This is a genomic window from Ferrovibrio sp. (assembly GCF_046297595.1).
Taxonomy (GTDB): domain Bacteria; phylum Pseudomonadota; class Alphaproteobacteria; order Ferrovibrionales; family Ferrovibrionaceae; genus Ferrovibrio.
Window position 1 is genome coordinate 28,055 of record NZ_JBKBHT010000009.1, and the last position, 21,981, is coordinate 50,035.

The 21,981-nt window shown below is 63.0% G+C and carries 30 protein-coding genes and 1 tRNA gene; 2 read left to right on the forward strand and 29 right to left on the reverse strand.

The genetic code is table 11. The features are described 5' to 3' along the window. Positions 1-20: 20 nt before the first annotated feature. Both pcaG and pcaH read right to left on the reverse strand, forming a co-directional pair. Positions 21-590 (reverse strand): protocatechuate 3,4-dioxygenase subunit alpha, encoded by a 570-nt coding sequence (pcaG, locus tag ACK4FJ_RS18450; RefSeq protein ID WP_409768203.1) that lies wholly within the window; start codon positions 588-590, stop codon positions 21-23. A 1-nt stretch (position 591) separates the two neighbouring features. Further along, on the reverse strand, positions 592-1,299 hold the full coding sequence (gene pcaH, locus ACK4FJ_RS18455; protein ID WP_409768204.1) for a protocatechuate 3,4-dioxygenase subunit beta: 708 nt from the start codon (positions 1,297-1,299) through the stop codon (positions 592-594). Between the two features lie 148 nt (positions 1,300-1,447). On the opposite strand from pcaH, the gene ACK4FJ_RS18460 reads away from it, so the two are divergent. Together ACK4FJ_RS18460 and ACK4FJ_RS18465 are read left to right on the forward strand one after the other, a co-directional pair. Beyond that, positions 1,448-2,215 carry an IclR family transcriptional regulator gene (locus ACK4FJ_RS18460; protein ID WP_409768205.1) on the forward strand — a complete coding sequence of 256 codons (768 nt, stop codon included), beginning with the start codon at positions 1,448-1,450 and terminating at the stop codon, positions 2,213-2,215. Between the two features lie 154 nt (positions 2,216-2,369). Beyond that, positions 2,370-2,852: a MarR family winged helix-turn-helix transcriptional regulator gene (locus ACK4FJ_RS18465; RefSeq protein ID WP_409768206.1), complete on the forward strand. Its 483-nt coding sequence runs from the start codon at positions 2,370-2,372 to the stop codon at positions 2,850-2,852. On the opposite strand, the gene ACK4FJ_RS18470 is transcribed toward ACK4FJ_RS18465, so the two are convergent. From ACK4FJ_RS18470 to ACK4FJ_RS18600, 27 genes are all read right to left on the reverse strand, one after another. Beyond that, the gene (locus ACK4FJ_RS18470; RefSeq protein ID WP_409768207.1) at positions 2,849-4,111 is read right to left on the reverse strand and encodes a thiolase family protein; all 1,263 of its coding nucleotides are present in this window, start codon (positions 4,109-4,111) and stop codon (positions 2,849-2,851) included. The two genes, ACK4FJ_RS18465 and ACK4FJ_RS18470, sit on opposite strands and share 4 nt — an antisense overlap. Positions 4,112-4,141: 30 nt before the next feature. After that, the gene (locus tag ACK4FJ_RS18475) at positions 4,142-5,014 is read right to left on the reverse strand and encodes a crotonase/enoyl-CoA hydratase family protein (protein ID WP_409768208.1); all 873 of its coding nucleotides are present in this window, start codon (positions 5,012-5,014) and stop codon (positions 4,142-4,144) included. A gap of 198 nt (positions 5,015-5,212) precedes the next feature. After that, positions 5,213-5,299: transfer RNA gene (locus tag ACK4FJ_RS18480), tRNA-Leu, on the reverse strand. A 39-nt stretch (positions 5,300-5,338) separates the two neighbouring features. After that, positions 5,339-6,403 (reverse strand): tyrosine-type recombinase/integrase, encoded by a 1,065-nt coding sequence (locus ACK4FJ_RS18485; protein WP_409768209.1) that lies wholly within the window; start codon positions 6,401-6,403, stop codon positions 5,339-5,341. Between the two features lie 2 nt (positions 6,404-6,405). Next, positions 6,406-6,765: a MarR family winged helix-turn-helix transcriptional regulator gene (locus tag ACK4FJ_RS18490; protein WP_409768210.1), complete on the reverse strand. Its 360-nt coding sequence runs from the start codon at positions 6,763-6,765 to the stop codon at positions 6,406-6,408. 272 nt (positions 6,766-7,037) lie between these two features. Next, positions 7,038-7,298 (reverse strand): hypothetical protein, encoded by a 261-nt coding sequence (locus tag ACK4FJ_RS18495; protein WP_409768211.1) that lies wholly within the window; start codon positions 7,296-7,298, stop codon positions 7,038-7,040. A 173-nt stretch (positions 7,299-7,471) separates the two neighbouring features. Further along, positions 7,472-7,885, reverse strand: a complete 414-nt coding sequence (locus tag ACK4FJ_RS18500) for a hypothetical protein (protein WP_409768212.1) — start codon at positions 7,883-7,885, stop codon at positions 7,472-7,474. Continuing rightward, a complete protein-coding gene (locus tag ACK4FJ_RS18505) occupies positions 7,882-8,052 on the reverse strand; it encodes a hypothetical protein (RefSeq protein WP_409768213.1) in 171 nt (56 codons plus the stop codon). Before ACK4FJ_RS18505 ends, ACK4FJ_RS18500 begins: the two co-directional genes overlap by 4 nt. A gap of 3 nt (positions 8,053-8,055) precedes the next feature. Further along, positions 8,056-8,259 (reverse strand): hypothetical protein, encoded by a 204-nt coding sequence (locus ACK4FJ_RS18510; RefSeq protein WP_409768214.1) that lies wholly within the window; start codon positions 8,257-8,259, stop codon positions 8,056-8,058. Positions 8,260-8,277: 18 nt separating this feature from the next. Next, positions 8,278-8,457, reverse strand: coding sequence for a hypothetical protein (locus ACK4FJ_RS18515; RefSeq protein ID WP_409768215.1), 180 nt, complete (start codon positions 8,455-8,457; stop codon positions 8,278-8,280). 72 nt (positions 8,458-8,529) lie between these two features. Then, positions 8,530-8,847 carry a hypothetical protein gene (locus tag ACK4FJ_RS18520; protein ID WP_409768216.1) on the reverse strand — a complete coding sequence of 106 codons (318 nt, stop codon included), beginning with the start codon at positions 8,845-8,847 and terminating at the stop codon, positions 8,530-8,532. A gap of 66 nt (positions 8,848-8,913) precedes the next feature. After that, positions 8,914-9,120 (reverse strand): hypothetical protein, encoded by a 207-nt coding sequence (locus ACK4FJ_RS18525; protein ID WP_409768217.1) that lies wholly within the window; start codon positions 9,118-9,120, stop codon positions 8,914-8,916. A 4-nt stretch (positions 9,121-9,124) separates the two neighbouring features. Next, positions 9,125-9,325, reverse strand: coding sequence for a hypothetical protein (locus ACK4FJ_RS18530; RefSeq protein ID WP_409768218.1), 201 nt, complete (start codon positions 9,323-9,325; stop codon positions 9,125-9,127). Further along, on the reverse strand, positions 9,313-9,561 hold the full coding sequence (locus ACK4FJ_RS18535) for a hypothetical protein (protein ID WP_409768219.1): 249 nt from the start codon (positions 9,559-9,561) through the stop codon (positions 9,313-9,315). Before ACK4FJ_RS18535 ends, ACK4FJ_RS18530 begins: the two co-directional genes overlap by 13 nt. 84 nt (positions 9,562-9,645) lie before the next feature. Next, complete coding sequence (locus ACK4FJ_RS18540; protein WP_409768220.1) at positions 9,646-10,188, reverse strand: hypothetical protein; 543 nt, start codon at positions 10,186-10,188, stop codon at positions 9,646-9,648. Between the two features lie 1,166 nt (positions 10,189-11,354). Further along, positions 11,355-13,088 carry a phage terminase large subunit gene (gene terL, locus ACK4FJ_RS18545; RefSeq protein ID WP_409768221.1) on the reverse strand — a complete coding sequence of 578 codons (1,734 nt, stop codon included), beginning with the start codon at positions 13,086-13,088 and terminating at the stop codon, positions 11,355-11,357. 175 nt (positions 13,089-13,263) lie between these two features. Then, entirely contained in the window at positions 13,264-13,431 is a 168-nt protein-coding gene (locus ACK4FJ_RS18550; protein WP_409768222.1) for a hypothetical protein, read from the reverse strand. Between the two features lie 55 nt (positions 13,432-13,486). After that, positions 13,487-13,747 carry a hypothetical protein gene (locus ACK4FJ_RS18555; RefSeq protein ID WP_409768223.1) on the reverse strand — a complete coding sequence of 87 codons (261 nt, stop codon included), beginning with the start codon at positions 13,745-13,747 and terminating at the stop codon, positions 13,487-13,489. Further along, positions 13,744-14,130, reverse strand: coding sequence for a GNAT family N-acetyltransferase (locus ACK4FJ_RS18560; protein WP_409768224.1), 387 nt, complete (start codon positions 14,128-14,130; stop codon positions 13,744-13,746). Before ACK4FJ_RS18560 ends, ACK4FJ_RS18555 begins: the two co-directional genes overlap by 4 nt. Before the next feature lie 56 nt (positions 14,131-14,186). Next, a complete protein-coding gene (locus tag ACK4FJ_RS18565; RefSeq protein WP_409768225.1) occupies positions 14,187-14,594 on the reverse strand; it encodes a 3TM-type holin in 408 nt (135 codons plus the stop codon). Next, entirely contained in the window at positions 14,594-14,815 is a 222-nt protein-coding gene (locus ACK4FJ_RS18570) for a hypothetical protein (protein ID WP_409768226.1), read from the reverse strand. The genes ACK4FJ_RS18565 and ACK4FJ_RS18570 overlap by 1 nt, the downstream gene beginning before the upstream one ends. Next, the gene (locus ACK4FJ_RS18575) at positions 14,812-15,528 is read right to left on the reverse strand and encodes a hypothetical protein (protein ID WP_409768227.1); all 717 of its coding nucleotides are present in this window, start codon (positions 15,526-15,528) and stop codon (positions 14,812-14,814) included. The genes ACK4FJ_RS18570 and ACK4FJ_RS18575 overlap by 4 nt, the downstream gene beginning before the upstream one ends. Then, positions 15,528-16,025 carry a hypothetical protein gene (locus tag ACK4FJ_RS18580; RefSeq protein ID WP_409768228.1) on the reverse strand — a complete coding sequence of 166 codons (498 nt, stop codon included), beginning with the start codon at positions 16,023-16,025 and terminating at the stop codon, positions 15,528-15,530. Before ACK4FJ_RS18580 ends, ACK4FJ_RS18575 begins: the two co-directional genes overlap by 1 nt. An 11-nt stretch (positions 16,026-16,036) precedes the next feature. After that, positions 16,037-16,408: a hypothetical protein gene (locus tag ACK4FJ_RS18585; RefSeq protein WP_409768229.1), complete on the reverse strand. Its 372-nt coding sequence runs from the start codon at positions 16,406-16,408 to the stop codon at positions 16,037-16,039. 8 nt (positions 16,409-16,416) lie between these two features. After that, the gene (locus ACK4FJ_RS18590) at positions 16,417-17,223 is read right to left on the reverse strand and encodes a hypothetical protein (protein ID WP_409768230.1); all 807 of its coding nucleotides are present in this window, start codon (positions 17,221-17,223) and stop codon (positions 16,417-16,419) included. Between the two features lie 2 nt (positions 17,224-17,225). Then, a complete protein-coding gene (locus ACK4FJ_RS18595; RefSeq protein ID WP_409768231.1) occupies positions 17,226-18,374 on the reverse strand; it encodes a phage tail fiber protein in 1,149 nt (382 codons plus the stop codon). A gap of 46 nt (positions 18,375-18,420) precedes the next feature. Continuing rightward, complete coding sequence (locus ACK4FJ_RS18600; RefSeq protein ID WP_409768232.1) at positions 18,421-21,981, reverse strand: hypothetical protein; 3,561 nt, start codon at positions 21,979-21,981, stop codon at positions 18,421-18,423.

Genomic DNA, 21,981 nt, shown 5'->3' on the forward strand with positions numbered 1-21,981 from the left:
GGCGCTTCCGGCGCCTTCGGTCAGCAATCGAAAAACACTGTTTCGTTCAGACCTTGCATATGGATGTTCCAATGATACTCCGCCCTGCCGTCCTGGCGCTGCGCGACCAAGGTCGGGCGACGCGCGGCATCCTCGATCAGACCCAGTATAGGGTCGTCGGCATTGGCGGCTTCATCGGAGAAATAGATGCGCGTGTAGAGATGCCGCAGCATGCCGCGCATGAATATGCACACCACGATATGCGGCGCCTGCAGGCTGTTGCCGGGGCCAGGCACGGCGCCGGGCTTCACGGTGGCGAAGCTGAACCGGCCATCCTTGTCGGTCGGCACGCGGCCAAACCCGATGAACGAGCCATCCAGCGGCTTGTCCTGGGTATCGTCGGGATGGGCATATTTGCCATCGGCGTTGGCCTGCCAGAATTCCAGCAACGCATCCGGGATCGGATTACCCTCACCATCCAGGACCTGGCCGGAAATCACGATCTTCTCGCCCTTCGACGCATCCTTGGCGATGTCGGCCCGGGTGAGCGCGGTGAGGCCCAGATGCAGATAGGGGCCAACGGTCTGTGAAGCTGTCGGAATAAGCGCCATTCTACTGCTTCTCCATCGGCGTGGCATCCCGGCCGCGCAGCACGATGTCCCAGCGATAGCCAAGGGCGAATTCTGGAATGGTGGTTTCGAGATCGAACGCCGACACCATGCTGTCGCGCGCCCGCTGGTCGGTCACGCAATTGAAAATCGGATCCAGCGACAGAAGCGGATCGCCCGGGAAATACATCTGGGTGACCAGGCGTGTCATGAAACTGGGGCCGAACAGCGAGAAATGGATATGCTGCGGCCGCCAGGCGTTGTGATGGTTCCGCCAGGGATAGGCACCAGGCTTGATGGTGACAAAGCGATAGCGGCCGTCCTCGTCCGTCGCCGTCCGCCCATAGCCGGTGAAATTCGGATCCAGGGGTGCATCGTGCTGGTCGAGCGCATGGCGATACCGGCCGGTGGAATTTGCCTGCCAGATTTCGATCAGCGTCCGCGGCACAGGCCGGCCGTTTTCATCCAGCACGCGGCCCGACAGGATGATGCGCTCCCCGATTGGCTCACCGGCATGCCGCTTGGTGAGATCGTTATCGGTCGGGCCGATCAGGTCATGACCAAAGAGCGGCCCGGTCACTTCCGAGAGGGTTTGCGGCATCAGCACCAGGGGTTTGCCCGGCGCACGTTTGATCGACGACTGGTATGGCGGATGGAGGTAATTCGGCTGCGTTCCGGCCGCCGGCTTTTTGTAGCCGATGAAGGCTGACATTCGTTTTTTCCTCCCAGCCCCTGCCGATGCAGCAAGGAATACCCGCCAACATCGCCCTCAGTCATGGGAAAGCGACATTGGCTTGACATATTGTGCGCATAACGCACAATGATTTGTATATTGAACATTTCTAACGGATCACCCTCCCTTGTCAACAACCATCAATGTCCGGGATTTCTCCACATCGCTCGCCCGCGGCCTGCGCGTTATCACCGCCTTCGACCGCGATCATGATGAGATGACCCTGAGCGAGGTCTCGCGACGCGCGGACATGACCCGTGCCGCCGCCCGCCGCTATCTGCTCACCCTGTGCGAACTCGGCTACGTCACCGGTGACGGCAAGTATTTCCGCCTTACGCCGCGCGTGCTGGAACTGGGCTTCGCCTTCCTGACTTCGATGCATATCTGGGAACGCGCCCAGCCCTTCATGGAACGCCTGACCGAGCAGGTGAATGAATCCTGCTCGATCTCAGTGCTGGAAGGCAGCGACATCGTGTATGTCGCCCGCGTGCCGACCAAACGCATCATGTCGGTGGCTCTCGGCATCGGCACCCGACTGCCCGCTTTCTGCACGTCTATGGGCCGTGTACTGCTGGCCGATCTACGGCCGGCAGAACTGGAGCAGTTTTTCGCCAACGGCGATTTCCGGCCGCTGACACCTTACACCATCACCGACCCCGCCCTGCTGCGCGACCGCATCGCCGCCGTGCGACAGAATGGCTATGCCGTGGTGGACCAGGAGCTGGAAGTCGGCCTGCGTTCCATCGCCGTGCCGATCCGCAACCAGTCCGGCCGCGTGCTGGCGGCGATGAATGTCAGCGGTCATGCCAGCCGCATCAGCGTGGAGGAAATGCAGCAGCGCTTCCTGTCACCGCTACTTTACGCCGCCGAAGGCATCCGCATGGCCCTGGCCTGAGGCATTTCAGCGCCTTCAGCCGCCGACCCGGCGCGCGAATAGTTTTTGATTATAACAATAATGACTACCGATTTTCAAAAAACCCGCATATTGATTGCCACCCTGCTGGATATCTTTTACACCGGAGCAGAAAGCAGCTGAATCGGATCCTCGGATGGCCGCGCGACAACCCCAAACCGCAACCGAACAATCGCCGGAGCCAACCGGCCAGGTCGATCTCGGCCTGCTGGGTAACCTGCTGGGATATCGGCTGCGCCGCGCGCAACTTGCCGCGTTCCAGGATTTCATCATCGCGATGAAGGATTACGACCTGCGGCCCGCGCAATTCTCGGTGCTGGCCATCATCGCTGCCAATCCGGGACTGAAGCAGTCGCGCGTGAGCGAGGCATTAGGCATCAACCGGGCGAATTTCGTCGCCCTGCTGGACGAACTGGAACAGCGCAAGTTAGCGCGCCGCGCCGCCGCTCCCGGTGACCGCCGCTCCAATGCGCTTTACCTGACGCCGAAAGGCGAAAGCTTCCTCAAGGACGCCTATCAGCATCTGCTGCAGACGCACGAAAAGCGCATCGAAACCGCGCTGGGCAATACCGACAAACGAAACCTGCAGGACCTGCTCGACCGGCTGGCCGCGCTTTAGGCCGCCTTGGCTGCGGCGTCCGGATTTTCCACCAGCAGCGCAATACCCTGCCCGCCACCGATGCAGGCCGAGGCAATGCCGTAGCGCAGGCCTGAACGCTGCAGTTCGCGCGCCACGGTCACGGAAAGCCGCACGCCGGTCGCCGCCAGCGGATGGCCGATGGCGATGGCGCCACCGTTCACGTTCAGCCTGTCGCGCGGAATCTCCAGTGCCCGCATGCAAGCCATCACCTGGGCACCGAATGCCTCGTTGATCTCGAAGCGGTCGACCTGGTTCACCGCGATACCGGCCTTGGCGCAGACGGCACGGATCGCGGGCACCGGGCCGATGCCCATGATCTCGGGCGGCACACCAACGCTGGCACCGGCCACGATGCGGGCCAAAGGCTTCTTTCCCTTGCCGCGCAGATAATCGCCGCCGGCCACCACGGCCGCTGCCGCGCCATCGACTACGCCGGAGGAATTCCCGCCGGTCTGCACGCCACCGAAAGCCGGCCGGATCTTGGCCAGCGCCTCGACCGGCGAAGGCCGCACATGGGTGTCTTCCGACACCTCCGGCGCCTTCCGGCCCATCTTGATGCCGCGCGTGTTGTAGCCCTTGAGTTCGAAAGCCTCGCTCGTCACCGTCGTGATCTCACCGGCGAAAAAGCCCTCCTGCCGCGCCTTCAGCGCACGGTCGAAACTTTCGGCGGCATAGGCATCTACCTCTTCGCGCGTGATCTGATAGTCCCGCGCCAGATTTTCGGCGGTATCGCCCATCATGATGCCCGGCGCCGGATCGATCAGCGCTTCCCACAGGAAGTCCTTGAACTCGACCTGGCCCATGCGGAAGCCGTTGCGATGGGTGTAGGCGGCAACAGGATTGCGGCTCATCGATTCCGCACCCACCACAAGACCAGTCTGGGTCTGGCCCAGCCTGATCTGGCTGGCGGCCTGGATGATCGCTTCGATGCCGGTGCCGCAAACACGCTGCACCAGATGCGCAGGCACGCCGACCGGCACGCCGGCATACAGGCCGATATGGCGCGGCAGCATATAGGCGTCATAGGAAGCCTGCGCCATGCTGCCCGCGACGACCGAGCCGATATCCTCGGCCGGCACGCCGCTTTTCTTCAGCGCCTCGCGCGCAGCCTTGATCCCGAGGTCGATCGGCGAGATATCGGCCAGCGGCCCCATGTAATCGGCAAACGGCGTTCGGACGCCATCGACCAGCCAGATATCGTCGAAATCGATGGTCAGGGCATGCGGTTCGGACGACATGGCCGATTCTTCCCTCCGGTATTCCGTTTGTTATTTGCCGACCTTGCCGGCGCGCTTCTCGAGAAAATCGCGGATACGTGTCTTCGCCTCGATATCGGCCTGGGCAATGGAGGAAATCATCGCCTCCATCATGTAGCCGGCTTCCGGGGCGCTGTCGGCAATGCGGGGCAGGGCATGCATCACGGCGAAGTTGGTCATCGGCGCGTTGGCCGCGATCCTGGCCGCCAGTTCCATGGCCCTGGACATGCCCTCGCCGGCACCGACCAGATATTGCGACAGGCCGATGGCATGGCCTTCCTCGGCATTGTAGACGCGGCCGGTCAGCATCATGTCCATCATCCGGGCGACGCCGATCAGCTTCGGAATCCGCACCGACCCGCCGCCGCCCACGAAGATGCCGCGCTGGCCTTCCGGCAGGGCATAGAAAGCCGAAGGTTCGGCGATGCGCACATGGGTTGAGGCGGCCAGTTCCAGCCCGCCGCCGATCACCGCGCCATGCAGCACCGAGATCACCGGCACCCGGCCGAACTGAATATGGCGGAAGGCTTCATGCCACATCATCGAATGGCCGACGCCTTCGCTGGCGGAAAGCTCCTGCGTCGCCGACAGATCGAGTCCGGCCGAGAAATGCTCGCCTTCGCCGTCCAGCACCACCGCCTTCACGCCATCGGGCGGCATGGTGAAAAACCGCTGCAGCCCAAGCACCGTGGCATTATCGAGCGCGTTGCGCTTTTCCGAACGCTTCAGGCGCAGGATGGCGATATCGCCACGCCGCTCGACGGCCAGGGTCGACGGCAGGTTCATGCCGGAATCAGAAGGTCCGGCGTTCTGGCCGCCGGTGTTCTGGCCGCCAGTGTTCTGGCCGTCTGGGCGGTTGTCTTTCTCGGCAGTGGTCAGGCGCATGACGGCTATTTTTGGTTTGGGATGAATATTGTTATGGAATATAACGATTATGCCCAGCAAGGCAAGCGGAGTGATGCGCCACACCCGCCCCGTGGTTGCGGATCGCCAAATTTGCCGGATTTTTCAGAAAGGTGGTGCCCCAGGCCGGACTTGAACCAGCACGCCCTTGCGGACAACAGATTTTGAGTGCGTTCAGCTTGGTGCGGGCGGTCGGACTTGAACCGACAAGTCATTGAAGACGCGAGATTTTGAGTCTCGTGCGTTTACCAATTTCGCCACGCCCGCACTGCTGTTTGTGACAGCGCGTCACACGCGGCGTCACATTTACCCGGCCACTGCCCCCTGTTCAAGGGCCGCAAGCTCAGTCGCCTCCCGCCGGCCCGCCGCCAGCGGTGTGCCCTGCTCTCCAGCCTCAAGGATGGACAGGCAAACCTCCAGATCGTCGGGCGCTAGGTGGGCGTAGCGCAGGGTGATCTGGATGGTCTTGTGTCCCATCCAGAGCTGGACCCGGCGCAGGTCAGCCCCGCCCTGCACCAGCCGGGAGCAACAGGTATGCCGCAACGTGTGCAGCACCACGTCGTCCATCTTCAGGTGCGCCCGCATGCGATCCCAAACAGACCGAAGGGTCCGCTTGGAGATACCGATGAAGGGACCATCGGGGTTGGTCTTCCGCCGCCGTTCGAGGATGCCCTGCACCCGCTTCGTAAGGGGCACCGAGCGTATCTCGTCGGACTTGGTGACACAGAAGGTGACCTTCCTCGGCATGGTGTCGATCCAACGGAGAGACAGGGCTTCACTCAGTCGCGAGCCGGTGTCGATCAGGAAGATCGCGAGGTCGCACACGTCGTGCGCCCCGATGTAGCGGAGGAAGCCAAGCACCTTCCGCTCCTCTTCCCACGTCAGCCAGCGGAGCCGCCCGGCGTACTCGCTATCGCGCTCGATCTCGGGCACCTCCGTGATCCAGCCACGCTTGCGGGCGAAGTGAAGCATCTTCGACAGCGCCGCCAGCTTGCGGTTGACGGTGCCGCCAGCGTTGCCCCGAGATCGCCAGGTGGAAACCAGCTCGTCGATCTTCTCAACGGTGATGTCCCGCACCAGCGTGTTGGGCCCAAGGTCTTCCACCACTCGCCGGCCATTCGCAGCGAGGCTTTCGCCCGCCTTCTTGGTTGACCAGTGGCGATCCCGAACCGCCTCGAAAAGGGACTGCACGGTGCGGCCCTTGTGCGAGGTGTCGGGTTCGATCACCTCCTGCCCCTTCAGTATCCGGGCACGTTGCTCATGCTCCCACGCACTCGCCTCGGCTTCGGTCTTGAACCCATCACGACGAAACCTCTGGCCACCGACTTGGAAATCGGCCTGCCACGAGGTGCCGCGTAGTCTAACTGCCATTCCTATCCCTCCATCAGTTTGATTAACTCTGCGACGAAGCGCTGCCCCTTCGGGGTCAGCTCGACCAACTTCGTGCGGCGGTAGCTCGGGTCTTCAAAGGCCCGAACAAAGTCCAGCCCGGGCGTGCCGGGCTTGAACACCTTCGAGAGCATGGCGATGTTGCGGCTTATGGTGGAAGGCGCGAGCCCTGTCTTCTCGACCAGATCGGACTGCCGGATGCCCGGGTTAGTCGCGATCAGCAGCAGACACTGAAGGGTCTGCGCCTCCATAAAATCCAGCGCGTCGCGGCACTTTTCAGTGACCCGCAGCAGCTTGAATAATGACGGACTACTCAGGTCTGCCCCTAATTTGGTAACCGACATACTCCGTTCCCTCTTCTCTTTTGCGTCCCCGCTTCAGTGAGACAGTTACCTCGATTTTGAGAAGCCTGATCATCAGGCTGCCCTGCTCAAACCATACATCGACCCGCCTAGAGTAGGAAGGGTTCCACCACCAGAAGACTTCGATTGGAAGAAAGCTGCGACCATTAAGCATGAAAGTCCTGCCCCTAATAAATCCCCGATTGTTTTTTCAGGTGCCGGGAATTTGGTGTACCCGGCGCATCGGCTGCAAGATCACGAGGGCGTAGGCCATCTCAAATTGAGACGCCCCTCGCCTCCACCCGTTCGCGATACAGTTTCAGAAAAGCCCTGACCCTCTTCCGACCCCCATCGGTGAGGTGCCATCGGCCAGTGGACTTGTCCAAGCGCAGCGCGCCCCGGCTCTCGCCGGGGCGGAGCATGCGGTGGACGGTTGCCCGGCTGTAATACTGCCGGTACAGCACCTCAAACTCGATCAGCTTTGCGCCCGGTGATCCCCTCTGCTCCTGCTCCAGCAAGTAGAGGGCGGCCATCATCGAGTTTGGGTATTTGATGCGCCAGTTGGAGGCCCACTGCGACGTTGTGTCGAGGTAGGCCAGCAACAACTGGCGAGCCCGGGCTTCTTCCCGGGAGTGCGGTGTGTTTGGCACGGCGGGAACGCATACGCTTGTATGTGATCCCGCCTTATACCCGCCAGGTACGAAGGTGATCAACAGCGCATGCGCTTGCGGATCAGCTCCACAGGGTAGGCGTTCACTTCTTCAATGCCCACCTGACGTAGACCCGGCGGGGCCGGCACACGGATAACGTTCAGGCCCTGCTCGCGGCAGCGATGGCAGAGCCAGAAGCCATCCCGTTTGGTGTCCTCTACCGGGTCTTCGAGGTGGATCAGGATGCCCGGCTCGTTACGCGCCAGCCACCCGAGAACGGTGTCATAGCCATACGGCACCTCCGGCGATGCCCAATGTAGCACCAGCGACGACTGCTCTGGATCGAACAGGCGCGGCCTGCTGGCCGGAGGCTCTGCGCTATAGGAGAGCGCCAGCGCGACACGTTTGACATGCTCGCGAGGCACCCCTGTGATCGCCGCAATGCGGTCGTACAGGTTCTCGTGAACGGTCACTCCCAATCTCCTTTCGTGTGGTTGAGCAGCTTCGTGTGGTCGCGCAGCAGCGCAGACAGCGCCGCCTTACCGACGGTCACTGTCCGGCTCGTGCTGCGTACCTTGTCCAGCGCAGCGAACAGGTCATGGACCTGCTCGTTGCTGGCTTCGAGTTGCAGCTTCCGCATCGCTTAGTGGACGGCGGCAGCCTCGGCCTGCTCGCCACGCTCGACACGCTCGACAGCCTCATGCAGCTCGGTCATCGCGTCGGCCATGGCGAGCCCATAGGACAGCTTCATGATGGCGAGGATGGTGTTGCGGCTCGCGCCCTCCTTCTCCGCCTTGGCGCAGGCAGCGGCCAGAACGATCTTGGTCAACTCAGCAGGCATACGCATACTCATTCTCCTTCGTGGTTAGTCACAGGTTGATGCACGCCAGCCAGTCACACGCCAGCCGCCGTTGGTTTTGCCGTCGGGATGCGCCTCTAGGCTCGTGTCGTAGCCTCCGGGCGGATACCGCCGGTATTCGGATGCGATGAACCGATCCGCGTCTTCGCGAGACGCGAACGGGTGGTCATAGCGGATGATCGCCATGCTGTTTCCTTTCGCGTTGTCGGGATTGCACATTGCAAGGCACCGCGATGGGCGATGCCTTGCCCTCTGCAATCACTCAGCGGGCACCACAGTGATGCTGCCGGGCTGATAGGTGACGCGGACGCGATCACCGGCCTTGAAACCGGCGGCAATCAGGTCGCGACCGAGCATGTCAATGATGGGCTTGCCATCAGGCCGACCAGTCACCTTGCGCTCGCCGTGGCGCGGCGCGTCGGCATCCAGCCGCATCACGATCTTCCCGGGCTTCACCGTGTAGCCGTAGATGGTCCCGCCGATGAACCCGGCATGGATCAGCCGCTTGCCGTCGAGCCACAGGCGCGGCTTCTCCCGGTTCAGGCCAATGGTGTGTTCGCTTACGATCTTCTGCATGGTTCTCCCTCGCTGTGGTTGGATCACACATTGCAGGGGACGCATTGCATCCCCTGCCCTCTGCGATCACGCATAGGCGCGGGCTTTGTCTCCGCGATGGAGCGCCAGATAGCGGGTTAGAAGGTCTGCAAAGGCAGTCTCTAGGATCGCCTTGTTGTGGCTATCAGCGGCGAACCAAGCGCGTGCGATGTGCCGCGCAAAGCTGCCCCCGATCCGCTCCATCATTTCGACAGCGGCGAATTGCTCGTTTTCGTCTGCGGTGGCGAACGTCATGGCGTCACCCCACTGCCAGCCCATCGGCCTGCATCGCGTCGATGATGTCGGACGCGAAGCAAGGCTCGACACACAGCCAGCGGCCAAGCCACTGCCAGCCCTCTGACTGCACGTTCGCGGTGATCCAATCCAAGGCCGCTTCCGTGCGCGGCCTCAGAGCGATCACGCTGCCGTGGTTGATTGTTTCCACGTCTACAGGCTCCATTCCTTCACCTCCTCGTTTTCCTCGCGGCACTCCTCCGCGTACACACTCCGCGCCTTCTGCATCGCCGCGCCAAAATCGACGCTGGTCCGCGCCGACCAGTGCATCAGGTCAGTCAGTAGGTCCTGCAGGATCAGGCTCGGTTCCTCGCCCTCCAGACCCACGCGGTCGCGGAAGGCATCCAAGGCAGCCGCAGCCCAATCGGCGCGATGCCCGTTCACTGCGAAAGGTTGGTCCATCACGTCCTCCATCGGATTGCACATTGCGAGGCACCCTTGCGGATGCCCCGCCCTCTGCAATCGTCCGTTCCTTAAGTCGAACGTTTAGGCCGCAGCTATGGCGGAGGCTTTGCGCTTCGCCGCGCCATGGGCCGGGAAACCGACAATCACCTTGCGATCCCTGCGCTGGCAGAGGCCGCAAGTTGCACACGTCACGTTGTCCCGATAGGTGGCCGGGCAAACAGCCACCGTGCGGCCCTGCGGGGTTTGCAGGGTGCGCGTTGCGTTGCCGTCAACGTCGGCAGGCAGCACAACCACAACCGGACCCGCGCCAGCGTCCGCCAGCTCGTCGGCGTGGCGGAGATTGTTGCCGCTCAGGTTCACGGTAAACCCGGCATCGTTCGCAGCCTTCACCGCTTCCCGGTTCGCCGCAGTCATCGGCTTGTGGGTATAGGTGAAGCCACGGCGACCAGCGTTGGCCTTGACCAGCGCGGCCAGCTTGTCAGCGTCGATCACGTCACCATCACCGGGCAGGTCGCCCGCCTGATTGTGCCGCCACAACTGCCCCTCGGGCAGCTTCTCGATCTCACCGCAGAACGCATCCCATGACATGCCAGCCTGACCGGAAGTCACCTTCCGCCAGTACATGCCAAGGGGACCGCCTTCAGCGTAGCACCCGCCAGCGCTAGTCCGATTGAACGGACATGCCGCCGGGCAGGTCTTCGCCGTAGTGGTCGAAACTGGAATTGGCCCCGTCTTCTCATTGCGGGACTTCAAGGTAAGCGCCACGCTCAACATTGCGAACATTTCCCCTAATTAAACGTTCACATCCAAGCGGGGCGGCATGACGAGGCAGCGGCGGTACTCTGGCCCTGCGATCCGGGCTTCTCAGGCTCTCCGGCGTTCGGAGCGGGGCTTTCACCGCTCTACCCTTCGGGGGACTGTGACCCGTCCCGTTTGCCGCTGCCCGGCGATACCGCCCGGCGTTGATGGTGAGGAACATAGGACAAGTCGAAACTTGCGTCAAGTCGAATTTTCGACTTCTCGCAAGCTTTTTTATAAGTACTTGTCAGGACTCAAAACTTTTTTGGTCTGACCGCCAGGCGGTGGCTGGAAATGAGCCCGAAAGGGTTGCCGATGGGGCATGAAAAAGGGGCGGCAATGGATCACCACTACCGCCCCCGGCTCTACAGCGAAGCCCGGCCCTGATTAGGGGGCAGGACCGGACGGGCACGAGATAGGCAAGCCGGAAGGGTTCCGCAAGGGGCGCCGGAAGGGATGCTGAAGGGACACGGGCGGGACCGGCAAAAAACAGATAATCAGAGGCACGCTTGCAACCTTTCGCAGCCAGCCCCTACAGCCTCGCCATGCCCCTCCAGCCCCCTCTATGGTGCCCGGTCAGACCCCTTTCAGGGTGCAATAGAGTAATGATCCGTTGCCTATTGCTGGATTTCTGCGGGGTTAGACGGCTTCAGCGTCACAATCCGTGACGGAAGGCCCTGCCGATGCCGACCCTACCCGCCTTCGTCGAGCTGGCCGAAAGGCGGCAGGGGGCCGGGGGGAATGTGGCGATCGGTCTATAGCGGTATGCCCCTCAGATTTTTCCGTCTGACATTCCGGGTTGGGGGTGTGTCGTCCCTTCTCCCCTCCAGAAAACATGGCGGCGCTCTCTCAGGGCCCTATCAGGTTCCCCTATAGTGACCCTTCAAGGGACACCATAAGGGAACCTGTAGGTATAACCTCTATAGTATAAACTTCAGTGACCCTCTCCCTCTTAGCGGCAACCTAATTGCCGAGGGAGTCCGATCAATGGGTTAGCTGCGGCCCTCAATGGCGAACCATGAGGGGCCATTGGAGTGGCCGGCGCCGAAGACATTCTCCATGAAGCGCTCCAGCTCGGCGTCACGAAGGGCCTCCCGATGGTCGCGGAGGGCCTGATCGGTGGAGCGGTTCATCTGCTCGACCCAATAGTGGACGGCGAGCGCCAGAGCGTCGAGGCGGTCGTCCTTGACCAGCGCTCCCTTGTCCTTGGTGATGCGGGTGAGCTGGTACATCAGGCGGAACTTGTTCACGTCCTCTGAGGGGCGATCCTCGGTGGACTTGAAGTCGCGCTCGATCACTGCACGGTCGAACACCAGGCGGTGCTGGTTCATCACCGGCTCCAGCGTGTCGATGATCCGGCGCTCCTTCTGAGTGTTGGAGCGCTCGGCGTCTTCGATGGTGACAGGGTAGATTGCCTGCATCACCGGCTTGAGGAGCTGGTTGAACATGCCGTCACCGAAGTTGGGCTCGATGATGACCTTGTTCACCTTGTGCAGCCGGGCGAGCATGGCGATGGCCTTCAGGTTCTCCTCGGAATAGCCACCGCGGAACCCGGTACATTCCAGCACGAAGAGCATGGAGTGCAGCATCTTCACGATGGCGACACCCACCTCATCGGAGCCACGGCCCGCCGGGTCGATGGCCATGACGCTGCCGGTGTACTCGGCCCACTCGGGGGCGATCCACGCCGGGCGATAGTAGCGGTCGCCGTTGAAGCCGACGTTCGGGATGTCCGGGATGACCAGCTCGGGGCTGGAGGCCCACACGACCTTGGCCGGCGCACGCTCGGTGTTGAGCGACATCACGATCAGGTCGGCCAGCTTCAGCGGATACTTGTCGGCGTCGGACAGCGAGGTGTCCAGCATGAACTGCAAGGCGAAGCCGGAGCGGCCATAGGACGCCTCGCGCTCCATCAGGTCGTGATCCGAGAAGCGGCGGATGTCGGTCGGTGCGCGGCGCTCGCCAAGGGACAGGTCGCGGTCGAGCTGATCGGCAATGAATGGCGCCAGGCGGTTGCCGTAGCGCTCGCGCTGCTTCTCGTCGGGGAACCGCGCCGGCCAGACGCGGACCTCATAGCCGCGCTCGGGCAGGACGTTGTAGAGGCTCTGCTCGGTCTGCGGCGTGCCTAGGTAGATCACGCGGCCACCGGGCTTCAGCACGGCGTCAAACTCCTTCACGGCCTCCGCGAGCTTGTCGCGCATCATCTGCGTGGCGGAGTTGTTCGGCACCTCGATGTCGTCCGCGATGATCACGTCAGCGCGGCTACCGGCGATCTGGCCGGTGATGCCGACCGACTTGACGGACGGCGCGTGCGAGGCGCGGGCCGGGCCCACGTCGAAGGCGACCTTGGACTGGCGCTGACCCTCGCGGGGCTTCAGGTGTTGCAGCTCCGGCATCTCGTGGATCAGTCGGAGGGTGAAGGTGGTGAAGTCGTCGGCGCGGATTTTGGACGCCGAGACGACAAGGATGTTGAGCTGCGGGTTGCAGTAGAGCAGCCAGCAGACGAAGGCCGAGGTGACCCACGACTTGCCGACCCCTCGGAACGCTTCGATGATGCAGCGCTTGGGGCCGTGCTGTAGATACCTGGCGATGTCGTACTGGACGGGGGTGGGCTCGGGCAGGTTCAGGTGCCGCCACACGAGCCATAGAAACTTGCGGAAGTCTGCCTTGAGGGGATCGGACGGGGTAGCCGCCGTGGTCCCGAGCAGGTGGTCTTTTCGGCTCACGGAAGGGTTCGATTTGGGGGTTTATTTGACCAACGGATGGGGTCGGCGGGGGTGGCCGCTAGGGTAGTAGCCGCCACCCCTCCGTTGCGCTGTACGGGCTTCTAAAACGGTTCTGGCGGCATACAACTTCTTGTAGCTACCAGCTTCCTTCACACCCTGTACTTAGCGGGTCGGATTAGCCCACATCGCCGCCGCCGCCTTCCCACACGGTTTCGTAGACGACGGTGTTCAGGGCGGCGACCAGCTTGCGGAGGAAGGTTTCCGCGTCGGTCTGCGTGTTGCGGAGGGTCGCGCCGCCGGCCTCGAACTCAATGGTGCCGTCGCCGTACTGGCGGACGGTCACCTCGGTTTAGACGCCGAGGGTCTTCTCGATGATGATGTTCTGCATGGGGGGTTCCTCAGTTGGGGTGGAGATCGTCGTCCTCGAACTGCGGGAGCTGCGCGACGAGGTGACCGAGGCCGTTGCCATCACCCGGCTTCGCCTCGATGCCGTTGTCCTTCAGGAATTGGCGGATGGCGTTCAGGGTCGCCGCCTTGGGCTTCACCCGGACGACCTCGCCTTCCTTGGTCAGCTCCTCCTCGCCGTTCTTCAGCACGTCCGCGAAGTGGCTCGCGAGCGCGTCATGCAGGGCGGCGAGCTTGTCCTGCGATGCGGTCATAGGTCTTTCTTCCAGTAGAGCGTCTCCTCGCCTGCATAGAGGTGATCCGGGCGGTACAGCTTGAAGCCGCAGCGGATCAGGCTGTTCGACGAGGGCACGTTGTAGGGTTGAGTGTCGGTGACGACAGAGTGCCAGCCGAGCGACCTGGCCTTGCGGACACGGGCGTGGATCAGCCTGCGCTGAAGCCCGAGGCCGCGATGACTGCGAAGCACTCCAGCACGACAGAGGTAACCGCGCCCGGCCACCTGTGCGGACGGATAGAGGCCCGCGAAGGCAACCGTGCGGTCGCCCTCAAAGGCCAGCCACCAGTAGCCCTCGGTGGTGGGCGCGATGTCGTCGTAGGGGAGGATGTGCTTCTGGAGCCGTTCGATCAGGTCGGCCACGTCTGGATCGCTGCCGTCTACAGCGGCGATCTGGACCTGTCTCATTTTGAGATGGGCTACTTGCTACGGCCCCTGACCTTCTCGAAGGTACGCAGGCCAGCGATACCGAGCATGGCGAGGACCAGCTCCAACAGACCATCCGTCACGATGGCCGGGGGCTGCACGCCGGGGAACCACATCGCCGCTGCCCAAGTGAACAGCGGGTGGCCGATGTAGGCCCAACCGACACCGAACGCGCAAATCCAGCCGACAGCCGGACGCCAGCCGGCAACGAAGATAGAGCGGTGCGCCGCTTCGACCTTGTTCAGCTCGACTTGCAGCTCGTAGGGATGCTGCCGGAGCTTCTCCAGAACGATCTGCGCCTGCATGCGCTCTTCGTCGGAGGTGAACAGCTTGTCGAAGACGTTGCCGATGGCTTCGATGGGCGAAGCGATGCCGGCACCGCCGATGAGTTTATCGAGCATCAGTCGCTCCCGCTGCGGTCGATCTTCTGTTCGATCCGAGCAAGCTGCGAAATGAGGCGATCAACCTCCTGCTTGATGTAGCTGTTGGTCGCGTAGTCGCGGGCGACCTCAACGCGGAAGTCAGTGAGCTTCTGCCAGAGCAGGCCGATGACCAACCACGAGGCCGCGTTCAGGGGGATCAGAATGGCCGTGGCAATTTGCCACAGCGCTTCAGAGGTCATTTGGTGGAAGCCTTCAGGATGTTCACCACGGCGACGACAGCCGGCGACACGGTGATGTCGCGGGGGCGCTCATGGTGCGAGCCGTGCGACCACTCGAAGGGATACAGCCAGCGCAATGCGGTGAGGTCACGCGGACCTTTACCGAGGTCGTGGCTGATCACGTTGTGGAGCGCACCGAAAAACATGACGAGGCCGAGCGGCGCCAGGTAGCCGAAGAGCATCAAGCGCCAGTCGATCAGGCCAAGGGTGAGGATGACGAAGCCGATCCACAGCACCGCATAGCGATGCAGCGTCATGTGGAAGCGGTCGCGGATCAGGTGACGTGCGAACCGGAAGCTGTACCTCGGGCGATTGTAGCGGCCAAGGAACAGGCCCCACCACGAGGTTGCGTTGTGGGGATCATTCTCGGTGTCGGCGTAGTCGTGATGTGCGGTGTGGCCGACCGCCCACTGGATCGGGGAGCCGATGCACAACAGCGTGCCGATCAGGGCGAGAGCGATCTCAACCCATCGCGGCGCACGCCACGCGGCGTGACAGAACAGGAAGTGGAAGCCTACCGAGCCCGCCGCCGCGAGAAGGTAGTAGACGGGCGGGATCAGGAGCCCCCACAGCCATGATACGGTGCCATCACCGAGCAGCTTCAGGGCGACGAAGAAGGAGAGCAGACCGACCACTTCCATGAAGCCGGTCTGCCAGATGCGGACGTGGAACATTAGACCCAAACCGAGGCAGCAATCACATCGGTCTTAGCGGTGCCAACCACGCCCTTACTCTCCACGAGAGCTGAAAAGCGCTCGGGGCGGTCTTGACCTCCGATCTCAGCAACGCCCTTCGCGAGGTAGAAGAAGCGGCCCGGCAGGATCGGGAAGGATTGCCCGGCCCGGGCGCGGATCGGATGCACCTTGATGATGACGCCTTCCACGCGCGGCCAGATGCACACCGACCGGCTGCCGTCTTCGAGGGCCTCCAGCGTGTACACGCCCGCCTTCACATCCGGCATCTCGTGGCTGAAGTCGCCCGGCTTGCGGTAGTTGACGACGTTTCCGTTCACATCGCGCACCACGAAGCGACCTTCGAGGTAGATCGAGAGATGTGTCATGCGGTCCCGCGTGGTGTCTTCGGGGAACTCCAGATTGCGGATGTCGCCCTTGTCGGCGCGGAACTCGGTGAGTAGGAACGAGGAGCCAAGGCGCGACACCTTGGCGTCCATTCGGGCTGCCATTACAGCACCTCCACCGGCAACACAGTCTCGCGATACTCCTCCTGCGACGGGGCGCGGAGTTTCGCGATGCGCTTCTGGAGGCACTCAGGGCAGCAACTCTCGATGCGCCCGCTCCGCCCCTTCAGGGCCTCGTAGAGCGACCGGAGCTGGCTGTTGGTCTTCATCTCGATCTTACGCATGAAGGCGTAGACCGGGGCCATCTGGAGGATGCTTGCCTCGATCTCCGCTTCTGACGTGCCGGAGATGAACACCATCATCGTGGTGCTGACATCGGGATGCCCCACTGCGGTGTATTCGACTTCCGCCATGCCGCTCTCAGCGTCGATGTCATGGACCCGGTAGTCGATCTTGATGTCTTCTGCCTTCGACATTGCTTGCCTTACGAGACGGGACCGTTGATCGTCCCGGTGTTTATCCAGTTGATGAGAGAGTTACCGACGACCGCGTACCCGGGAGCGCCCCCTCCGCCGCCGCCGTACTGACCCAAGTCGCCACCGGAGTAGCCGTTGCCATAGCCAGCGCCGCAGTTTCCGCCGCCGCAGGTTCCCCAACTACCAGAGCTGCCGCCGTGTGCGCCGCCGAGGCAGCCCGCACCGCGACCACCGGAGCCGCCATAAGTCGAGCAGCTACCCGTGCAGAAGCAGTTGCTGCTGTGGTCGCAGGAGTAGATCGGATAGGTACCGCCCCAACCGTTCGCACCGCCGCCGCCCGCGCCGCTGATGTCGCCATAGTTGGCGACGTTGATGGGGACTTGGACGCGAAAGGCGGGACCGCCCGCGCCTGATCCACCGGGACCATTACGGCCCCTGATCCACGCACCCGACTGGATGGTGAGGTTCAGGACTGCGCTTGCGGGAAAGTCGGAGGAAGGGCCCGTATCGAACGCATACGCGCCAGTGGAGTTGGACCCAATCTGACCAGCAGAGGCCGCGAGGGTGATGTTGGCGATCAGTGGGATTGTGCCATCCCAACCAGCCGCGAGAGCGCGAGTGCGGACGCGGTAGTTTTCCATGTAGGAGCTGATCGTGTCGTTGAACACGAAGGCGGCGGTGAAGATTTCCTTCCACTCGCCGCCCTGCTTCAACCACGCCTTGTCAACCGCGCGCCAGGTTCCGGCATCCTTGACCCACAGGGCTGAAGCGAGTTTCCAGACGCCTCCATCCTTGATGTAGGTGAGGCCAGCCACGGTTAGACCACCTTGTACCAGATGTCGCCATCAGCACCATCGCCACTCGTCGGGGCGCTGGTCGAGAGGTGACGATAGCCGCGACCGTTCAGGCCCACTTCGAGCTTGTCGTTGGTGACGGCTCCAGTAACGAGCTGCGCGGTGTTGACGGTGTTGGGGAGAAGCGGAGTGCCGAGCTGCAACGCCGCCCAATCGTCCGGGTTCGGGTCCGCATCGGGGACCAGAATGGCCGACTGGTTGTCCAGCGTGAGGCTCAGGCTCTCTTCACCGCGGATCGTGTCGGTGCCGTTCGGCAGGATTTCCACCACGTTCTCAGAGGTGCCGATCTTCTGGATGGCAACAGAGAAGCGCGGTGTGGTCTGCGCGAGCGCGGACGCGACCGACAGCATGTTGAAGGTGATGTCGCCGGCGGTGGGATCGCAGACGAACAGCTTGCCGCTGTCCGCAAGGGTGATGTTGATGGTCTGCGGCGAGGTGACGTAGACGACCTCGCGGAACTTGTCCTTGTCGAGCATCGCCTGCGTCTGGTTCTTCGCAGCCTCGGCGTCCAGCTTGTGCTGTTCCGCCGCATCGCGGGCACTCTCCGCCAGCGTCTTCGCGGCGACCGCATCAGCTTCCGCCTCTTCCGCACCAGCACGCGCCGCCTGTGCAGCGTTGCGGGCAACGATGGCGGCATCGCGAGCGGCGATTGCCGTGGCAGCCGCGTTGGCACCGTAATGCTCGTCGCCGTATGAGCGAGTGACGACATCCTGCGCGTCAACCGGATCGGCGGCGTTGACGATGCGCCGACCGTCCGCGTCGAGGTTGCCGGTCGTGTCCTCGATCATAGCCGAGGCCACACTGTCGCGGCCCTCCTGCGACACATACAGGGCCTGCCGGAGAACCTTGTTCAGCTCCGGCGCACGGATCACTGCACCGTCAGCGAAGGTCGCCAGCGGCGTGTCGTTCGGCGTCTCGCGCCGGATCAGCAGCTCGGCACCGTTCTCGGGGGCCGGCTCAATGCGGATGAGCGAGTCCGTCATCCACTCGAACGACACCGGCTCGCCGTCGAGGTAGGCGACGACGTGGGTGCGCGAGAGGAACGGAAACGTCAGCGCAAAGTCTACCTGTACGCCGTCGCAGACGTAGACATTGAAGGACTGCGTAGCCATTGATTTCCTGATAAGCGTGAGGGGGCGCTAAGGCCCCCTCGGGTTGTTACTGTTGCGCTCCGAAGCGAGCGGTGAGCAGCTTTTGCCGCTGGAAGTCCATGACCTTCTGCTTCAGCTCGGGCTGCTCCCGGAGGAGCTGGTGTTCCGCCACCTTGCCGTACTCACCGATCACGGCGGTCAGGGTCATGAGGCGCGAGCCGTCATGATTGATGTCGCCGTCAGTCAGCTTGTTGCGGTAGCGGTCGGAGTTGATGACCTGTTCGAGCCGGTCGCGCAGGGTATACCCGCCGATCTTGACGGTGCCCCGCAACTCCAGCAGCCGGTCGTAGGCCGAGTAGCCGTTCTCCAGCTTCACCTCACGGAGGTCGATGTCGCTGCCGTTGATCTTCGGAGAGGGCATGCCGATAGCACGGTTGTGCTTCTGCATCTGGTCCGCCAGCTCGTCGAGGACGCTATCCGCCTTCCACTCAGTGGTGGCAAGCGGGCTCATTCCTTCGACGCTCATGCCGGGCGGCACAAGCACCTTCTCACCGAGGATGTTGCGACGCGGATCGACTTCCTTGCTGTAGCCCGGTAGCCGTGCCTTGATGGCGTCGATGGAGCTGCGGACTTCGCGGAGGTGCGGGTCGTCGTTGAAGCCCTTCAGTACCGAGGGCACATACGAGCCAACCTGGCGATACATCCAACGCTGACCCGAGCGGATCGGATCACGGACGACCATGGCGGTGTCCATGATGCCGCGCAGGTAGGTCTTGCTCGACAGGTTGTTGATCAGCGCCGTGGCAGCGCCGGCCACCAGCTCACCAGCATCCCCATCGGAGATGTGGCCCATCACCTCGGTCATGTCAGCAGCGATGCCGAAGAACATGCCGAAGGGATCGAGGCGGTTCAGCTCGGTGTACTGCGTCTTCCCATTCTCGTCCTGCCAGACGAAGCTGTACGGACGCCAGCCGGTTTCCATCTTGGCCTTCTTCAGGTCCGGGTCGGTGGGCCCGCCCCCGGTGATCCGGCCTTCCATGGCGAGGTTCGCGGCATAGGCCCACAGGGCACCGCCGATGGTCGCCTTTGCGACGGCCATGGCGCGGCGCTCACCGCCGGCCATGAAGTCCTCCCGCCACTGCTTCTGAAGCAGGTTCAGCCCCGGCGTGCGCTGCCAGGTGAAGCGGAGGATGTTGGTCGGCGTGCGAATGAACGGGAGGATCACACGCATGCCCGGGTGGTGGCCGACGAACCGCTGAAGGTCGTGACCGATGCCGTAGCCGAGGTCTTGCGTGAAGGTGACCTCCTGCGCCTGCAACAGCGCGGTGTCGTTCTTCGCCATCCCGTCTGGCGTGAACGCCTCTTCCACGCGCTTCTTGACGTGACGATCCCACGCGGGCGTGCCGGACTTAAAGCCGAGGTTGTCAGCTTCACGGGCAGCCATCGCAAAGGCGCGGCCACGATAGGCAAGCTGCTTGAACAGCTCGTCCTGCGAGGACATCAGCCGCGTGGGAAGGCGGATCACCGTGCCGAGGGCATCGACGAGGCCACCGATGGTGGTGTCCTCAAGTCCGAAGTTGGCGGCGGAGATGTTGTGCCGCACATGCTCGACGGTGGACTGAGCCGGGTCGAGAATGTTCTCGCCGGTCTTCAGCGCCTTCCATGCCAGCTCAAGGCTGTCGTTCAGGCCCGCCATGATGCCTCGATACTGACGTGCGCCTTCGAGGAACATCGGCTTGTTCAGCGTGATCGCGCCAGCGAACATACGCTCTGCCGGCTGGTAGATCAGGTTCGCGGTGTTGGAGGCGAAGTTGACGGCCTGCGTCTTCACACCGGACAGGATCGAGTTGATCCAGTATTCGTTGTGGACGCCCCACAGCTTCTCGCCCCAAGTGGAACCGATCGTGCGGATGGTCGCCTTCGGCTCGGGGCCCGCGAGGCGGATGCGCTTCGCCAGCTTCGCAGCGGCCTTCGGATCGGCCCGCAGCGCGTCGAGGTCGAGGCCCTGAAGCATGTCGTTGCTCGCCTTCGCGCCGATCTTCATGGCGTTGAGCGAGCGGGCCACGTTCGTCTGCATCGACTTGTACATCGCCTGCACGTTCGCCAGCAGCGCGACATCCCGGATGAACGCCTCTTGGTTCCGCTGATATGAACCGAAGGGTCCGGGCAGGCCACTGTCCATGGCCTCTGCGAGCTTGTGAACGCGCTCCGCGAGGGACACCACGAAGGTTTCGTAGGCCCGCATCTCAGCGTCGAGGTGCAGCAGGTTGTTGGTCTGCTGCTGCATGCGCTGGAGCATCACGCCCGGCTGCTCACCGATCAGGTCGCCAATGCGCTCTGCGTTGCGCCGGACGTTATCCCACGAGCGGACGCCATCAGCGTTGCCGCCCTTCATCTTGGTGATCTCGTCCTTGTAGAGCGCCGAGATCGCGTTCATGAACGCCTTGGCGTCGTCGGTGCTGCGGATCAGCTCGAAGTTGAGGTCGATGCCCTCGGGGCGCAGATGCTCGCGGCTGACCAGCAGACGGAGCTGCGCTTCCTGATCCGGGGTGAATTTGACCTTGGCCTTCTCCAGCACGGCTCCAACCGGCACCACCTGGTCGCTCTGACGCAGCGGCTCGGTGGCCGCAGAGGGATCGTCAACGCCGGCCTTCACCGTAGTCGGGTTGATCGACGCATCGGGCTTCACGCCACCGCCTTCCAGCGCCAGCTCGCCCTGATCAGGGGCCTCGCGGTTTATGGGCTCGCCCCACTTACCGCCAAGCTCCTTCTCCAGCGTGTCTATGCTGAAGCCCTTGGCCTCGGCTTCCTTGAACGCCACGTCGGCCTTCTCAGCCGCCTCCTCGGCAGCTTCGAGCTTGCCGGCCTTGCCGAGCTTCAGCGCCTTCACGGAGAACATCAGGGCGTCCGCGAGCGGGCCCACAACGAGGCCCTCAAGGGCAGCCTTGAAGCGGCCCTCGGCTTCGCTGTCGTCGTCCCTCGCCGCCAGGTATCGGCTGACCGGGTTGTTCAGGGGCTCGTACTGCTCGATCAGGTTGGAGAGGCGATCCTCATGCGGGTCGAAGACCAGCGCATCGGTGACCGCACCCTTCGCCATGGTGCCCGCGATCTTGGTCGCGGTGCCATCACCGAGGGTCTTCACGCCGAGCTTGGACAGGCCGGCAGCCTTGGTGAACTTACCGACGCCGACCATACCAGTGATGAACTGCGATGCGCCCTCAATGAAGCGCCCGGTGTTGCTCTCCAGATCGGCGGTGGGCAGCCGGTCAACCTCGACCGCGCCCACGTCGCTCATGTCTGCGACATTCTCATTCAGCCAGTCGCCTGCGGACTGGATCGCGTCCATCGTCTCGTTGACCGCCTTGGCGGCACCGGAGAGGACCGCCTTGGGTGCCTCGGAGATACCGGCCACCACATCGTCTACGACGTTGCCGCCCGACATGACCTCCGCGCCGGGGATCGGCTGCGGGTTGGCGAGCGCATCGACATAGCTCTGCGACTGCGCCGGGGCCGAAGGAGCAGCGGCAGGAGGAGCCGCCTGCGTCTGCGGCTGTGCCTGCGTAGGCTGCTGGAGAAGCGCAACGCGCTCCTCCTCAGTGAGATACTTCAGGTAGCTCTTCTCTGCCAT

Bases quoted from the DNA above. Each gene is read 5' to 3' on its own strand.
- ACK4FJ_RS18570 (WP_409768226.1), bottom strand. From the start codon at position 14,815: ATGACCTCTGAAGCGCTGTGGCAAATTGCCACGGCCATTCTGATCCCC.
- ACK4FJ_RS18580 (WP_409768228.1), bottom strand. From the start codon at position 16,025: ATGGACGCCAAGGTGTCGCGCCTTGGCTCCTCGTTCCTACTCACCGAG.
- ACK4FJ_RS18515 (WP_409768215.1), bottom strand. From the start codon at position 8,457: ATGGCGATCATCCGCTATGACCACCCGTTCGCGTCTCGCGAAGACGCG.
- ACK4FJ_RS18525 (WP_409768217.1), bottom strand. From the start codon at position 9,120: ATGACGTTCGCCACCGCAGACGAAAACGAGCAATTCGCCGCTGTCGAA.
- ACK4FJ_RS18465 (WP_409768206.1), top strand. From the start codon at position 2,370: ATGGCCGCGCGACAACCCCAAACCGCAACCGAACAATCGCCGGAGCCA.
- ACK4FJ_RS18490 (WP_409768210.1), bottom strand. From the start codon at position 6,765: ATGTCGGTTACCAAATTAGGGGCAGACCTGAGTAGTCCGTCATTATTC.
- ACK4FJ_RS18495 (WP_409768211.1), bottom strand. From the start codon at position 7,298: ATGATGGCCGCCCTCTACTTGCTGGAGCAGGAGCAGAGGGGATCACCG.
- ACK4FJ_RS18555 (WP_409768223.1), bottom strand. From the start codon at position 13,747: ATGACCGCATCGCAGGACAAGCTCGCCGCCCTGCATGACGCGCTCGCG.
- pcaH (WP_409768204.1), bottom strand. From the start codon at position 1,299: ATGTCAGCCTTCATCGGCTACAAAAAGCCGGCGGCCGGAACGCAGCCG.
- ACK4FJ_RS18485 (WP_409768209.1), bottom strand. From the start codon at position 6,403: ATGGCAGTTAGACTACGCGGCACCTCGTGGCAGGCCGATTTCCAAGTC.
- ACK4FJ_RS18505 (WP_409768213.1), bottom strand. From the start codon at position 8,052: ATGCGGAAGCTGCAACTCGAAGCCAGCAACGAGCAGGTCCATGACCTG.
- ACK4FJ_RS18540 (WP_409768220.1), bottom strand. From the start codon at position 10,188: ATGTACTGGCGGAAGGTGACTTCCGGTCAGGCTGGCATGTCATGGGAT.
- pcaG (WP_409768203.1), bottom strand. From the start codon at position 590: ATGGCGCTTATTCCGACAGCTTCACAGACCGTTGGCCCCTATCTGCAT.
- ACK4FJ_RS18470 (WP_409768207.1), bottom strand. From the start codon at position 4,111: ATGTCGTCCGAACCGCATGCCCTGACCATCGATTTCGACGATATCTGG.
- ACK4FJ_RS18510 (WP_409768214.1), bottom strand. From the start codon at position 8,259: ATGCGTATGCCTGCTGAGTTGACCAAGATCGTTCTGGCCGCTGCCTGC.
- ACK4FJ_RS18595 (WP_409768231.1), bottom strand. From the start codon at position 18,374: ATGGCTACGCAGTCCTTCAATGTCTACGTCTGCGACGGCGTACAGGTA.
- ACK4FJ_RS18575 (WP_409768227.1), bottom strand. From the start codon at position 15,528: ATGTTCCACGTCCGCATCTGGCAGACCGGCTTCATGGAAGTGGTCGGT.
- ACK4FJ_RS18475 (WP_409768208.1), bottom strand. From the start codon at position 5,014: ATGCGCCTGACCACTGCCGAGAAAGACAACCGCCCAGACGGCCAGAAC.
- ACK4FJ_RS18585 (WP_409768229.1), bottom strand. From the start codon at position 16,408: ATGTCGAAGGCAGAAGACATCAAGATCGACTACCGGGTCCATGACATC.
- ACK4FJ_RS18520 (WP_409768216.1), bottom strand. From the start codon at position 8,847: ATGCAGAAGATCGTAAGCGAACACACCATTGGCCTGAACCGGGAGAAG.
- ACK4FJ_RS18565 (WP_409768225.1), bottom strand. From the start codon at position 14,594: ATGCTCGATAAACTCATCGGCGGTGCCGGCATCGCTTCGCCCATCGAA.
- ACK4FJ_RS18535 (WP_409768219.1), bottom strand. From the start codon at position 9,561: ATGGACCAACCTTTCGCAGTGAACGGGCATCGCGCCGATTGGGCTGCG.
- ACK4FJ_RS18530 (WP_409768218.1), bottom strand. From the start codon at position 9,325: ATGGAGCCTGTAGACGTGGAAACAATCAACCACGGCAGCGTGATCGCT.
- ACK4FJ_RS18600 (WP_409768232.1), bottom strand. From the start codon at position 21,981: ATGGCAGAGAAGAGCTACCTGAAGTATCTCACTGAGGAGGAGCGCGTT.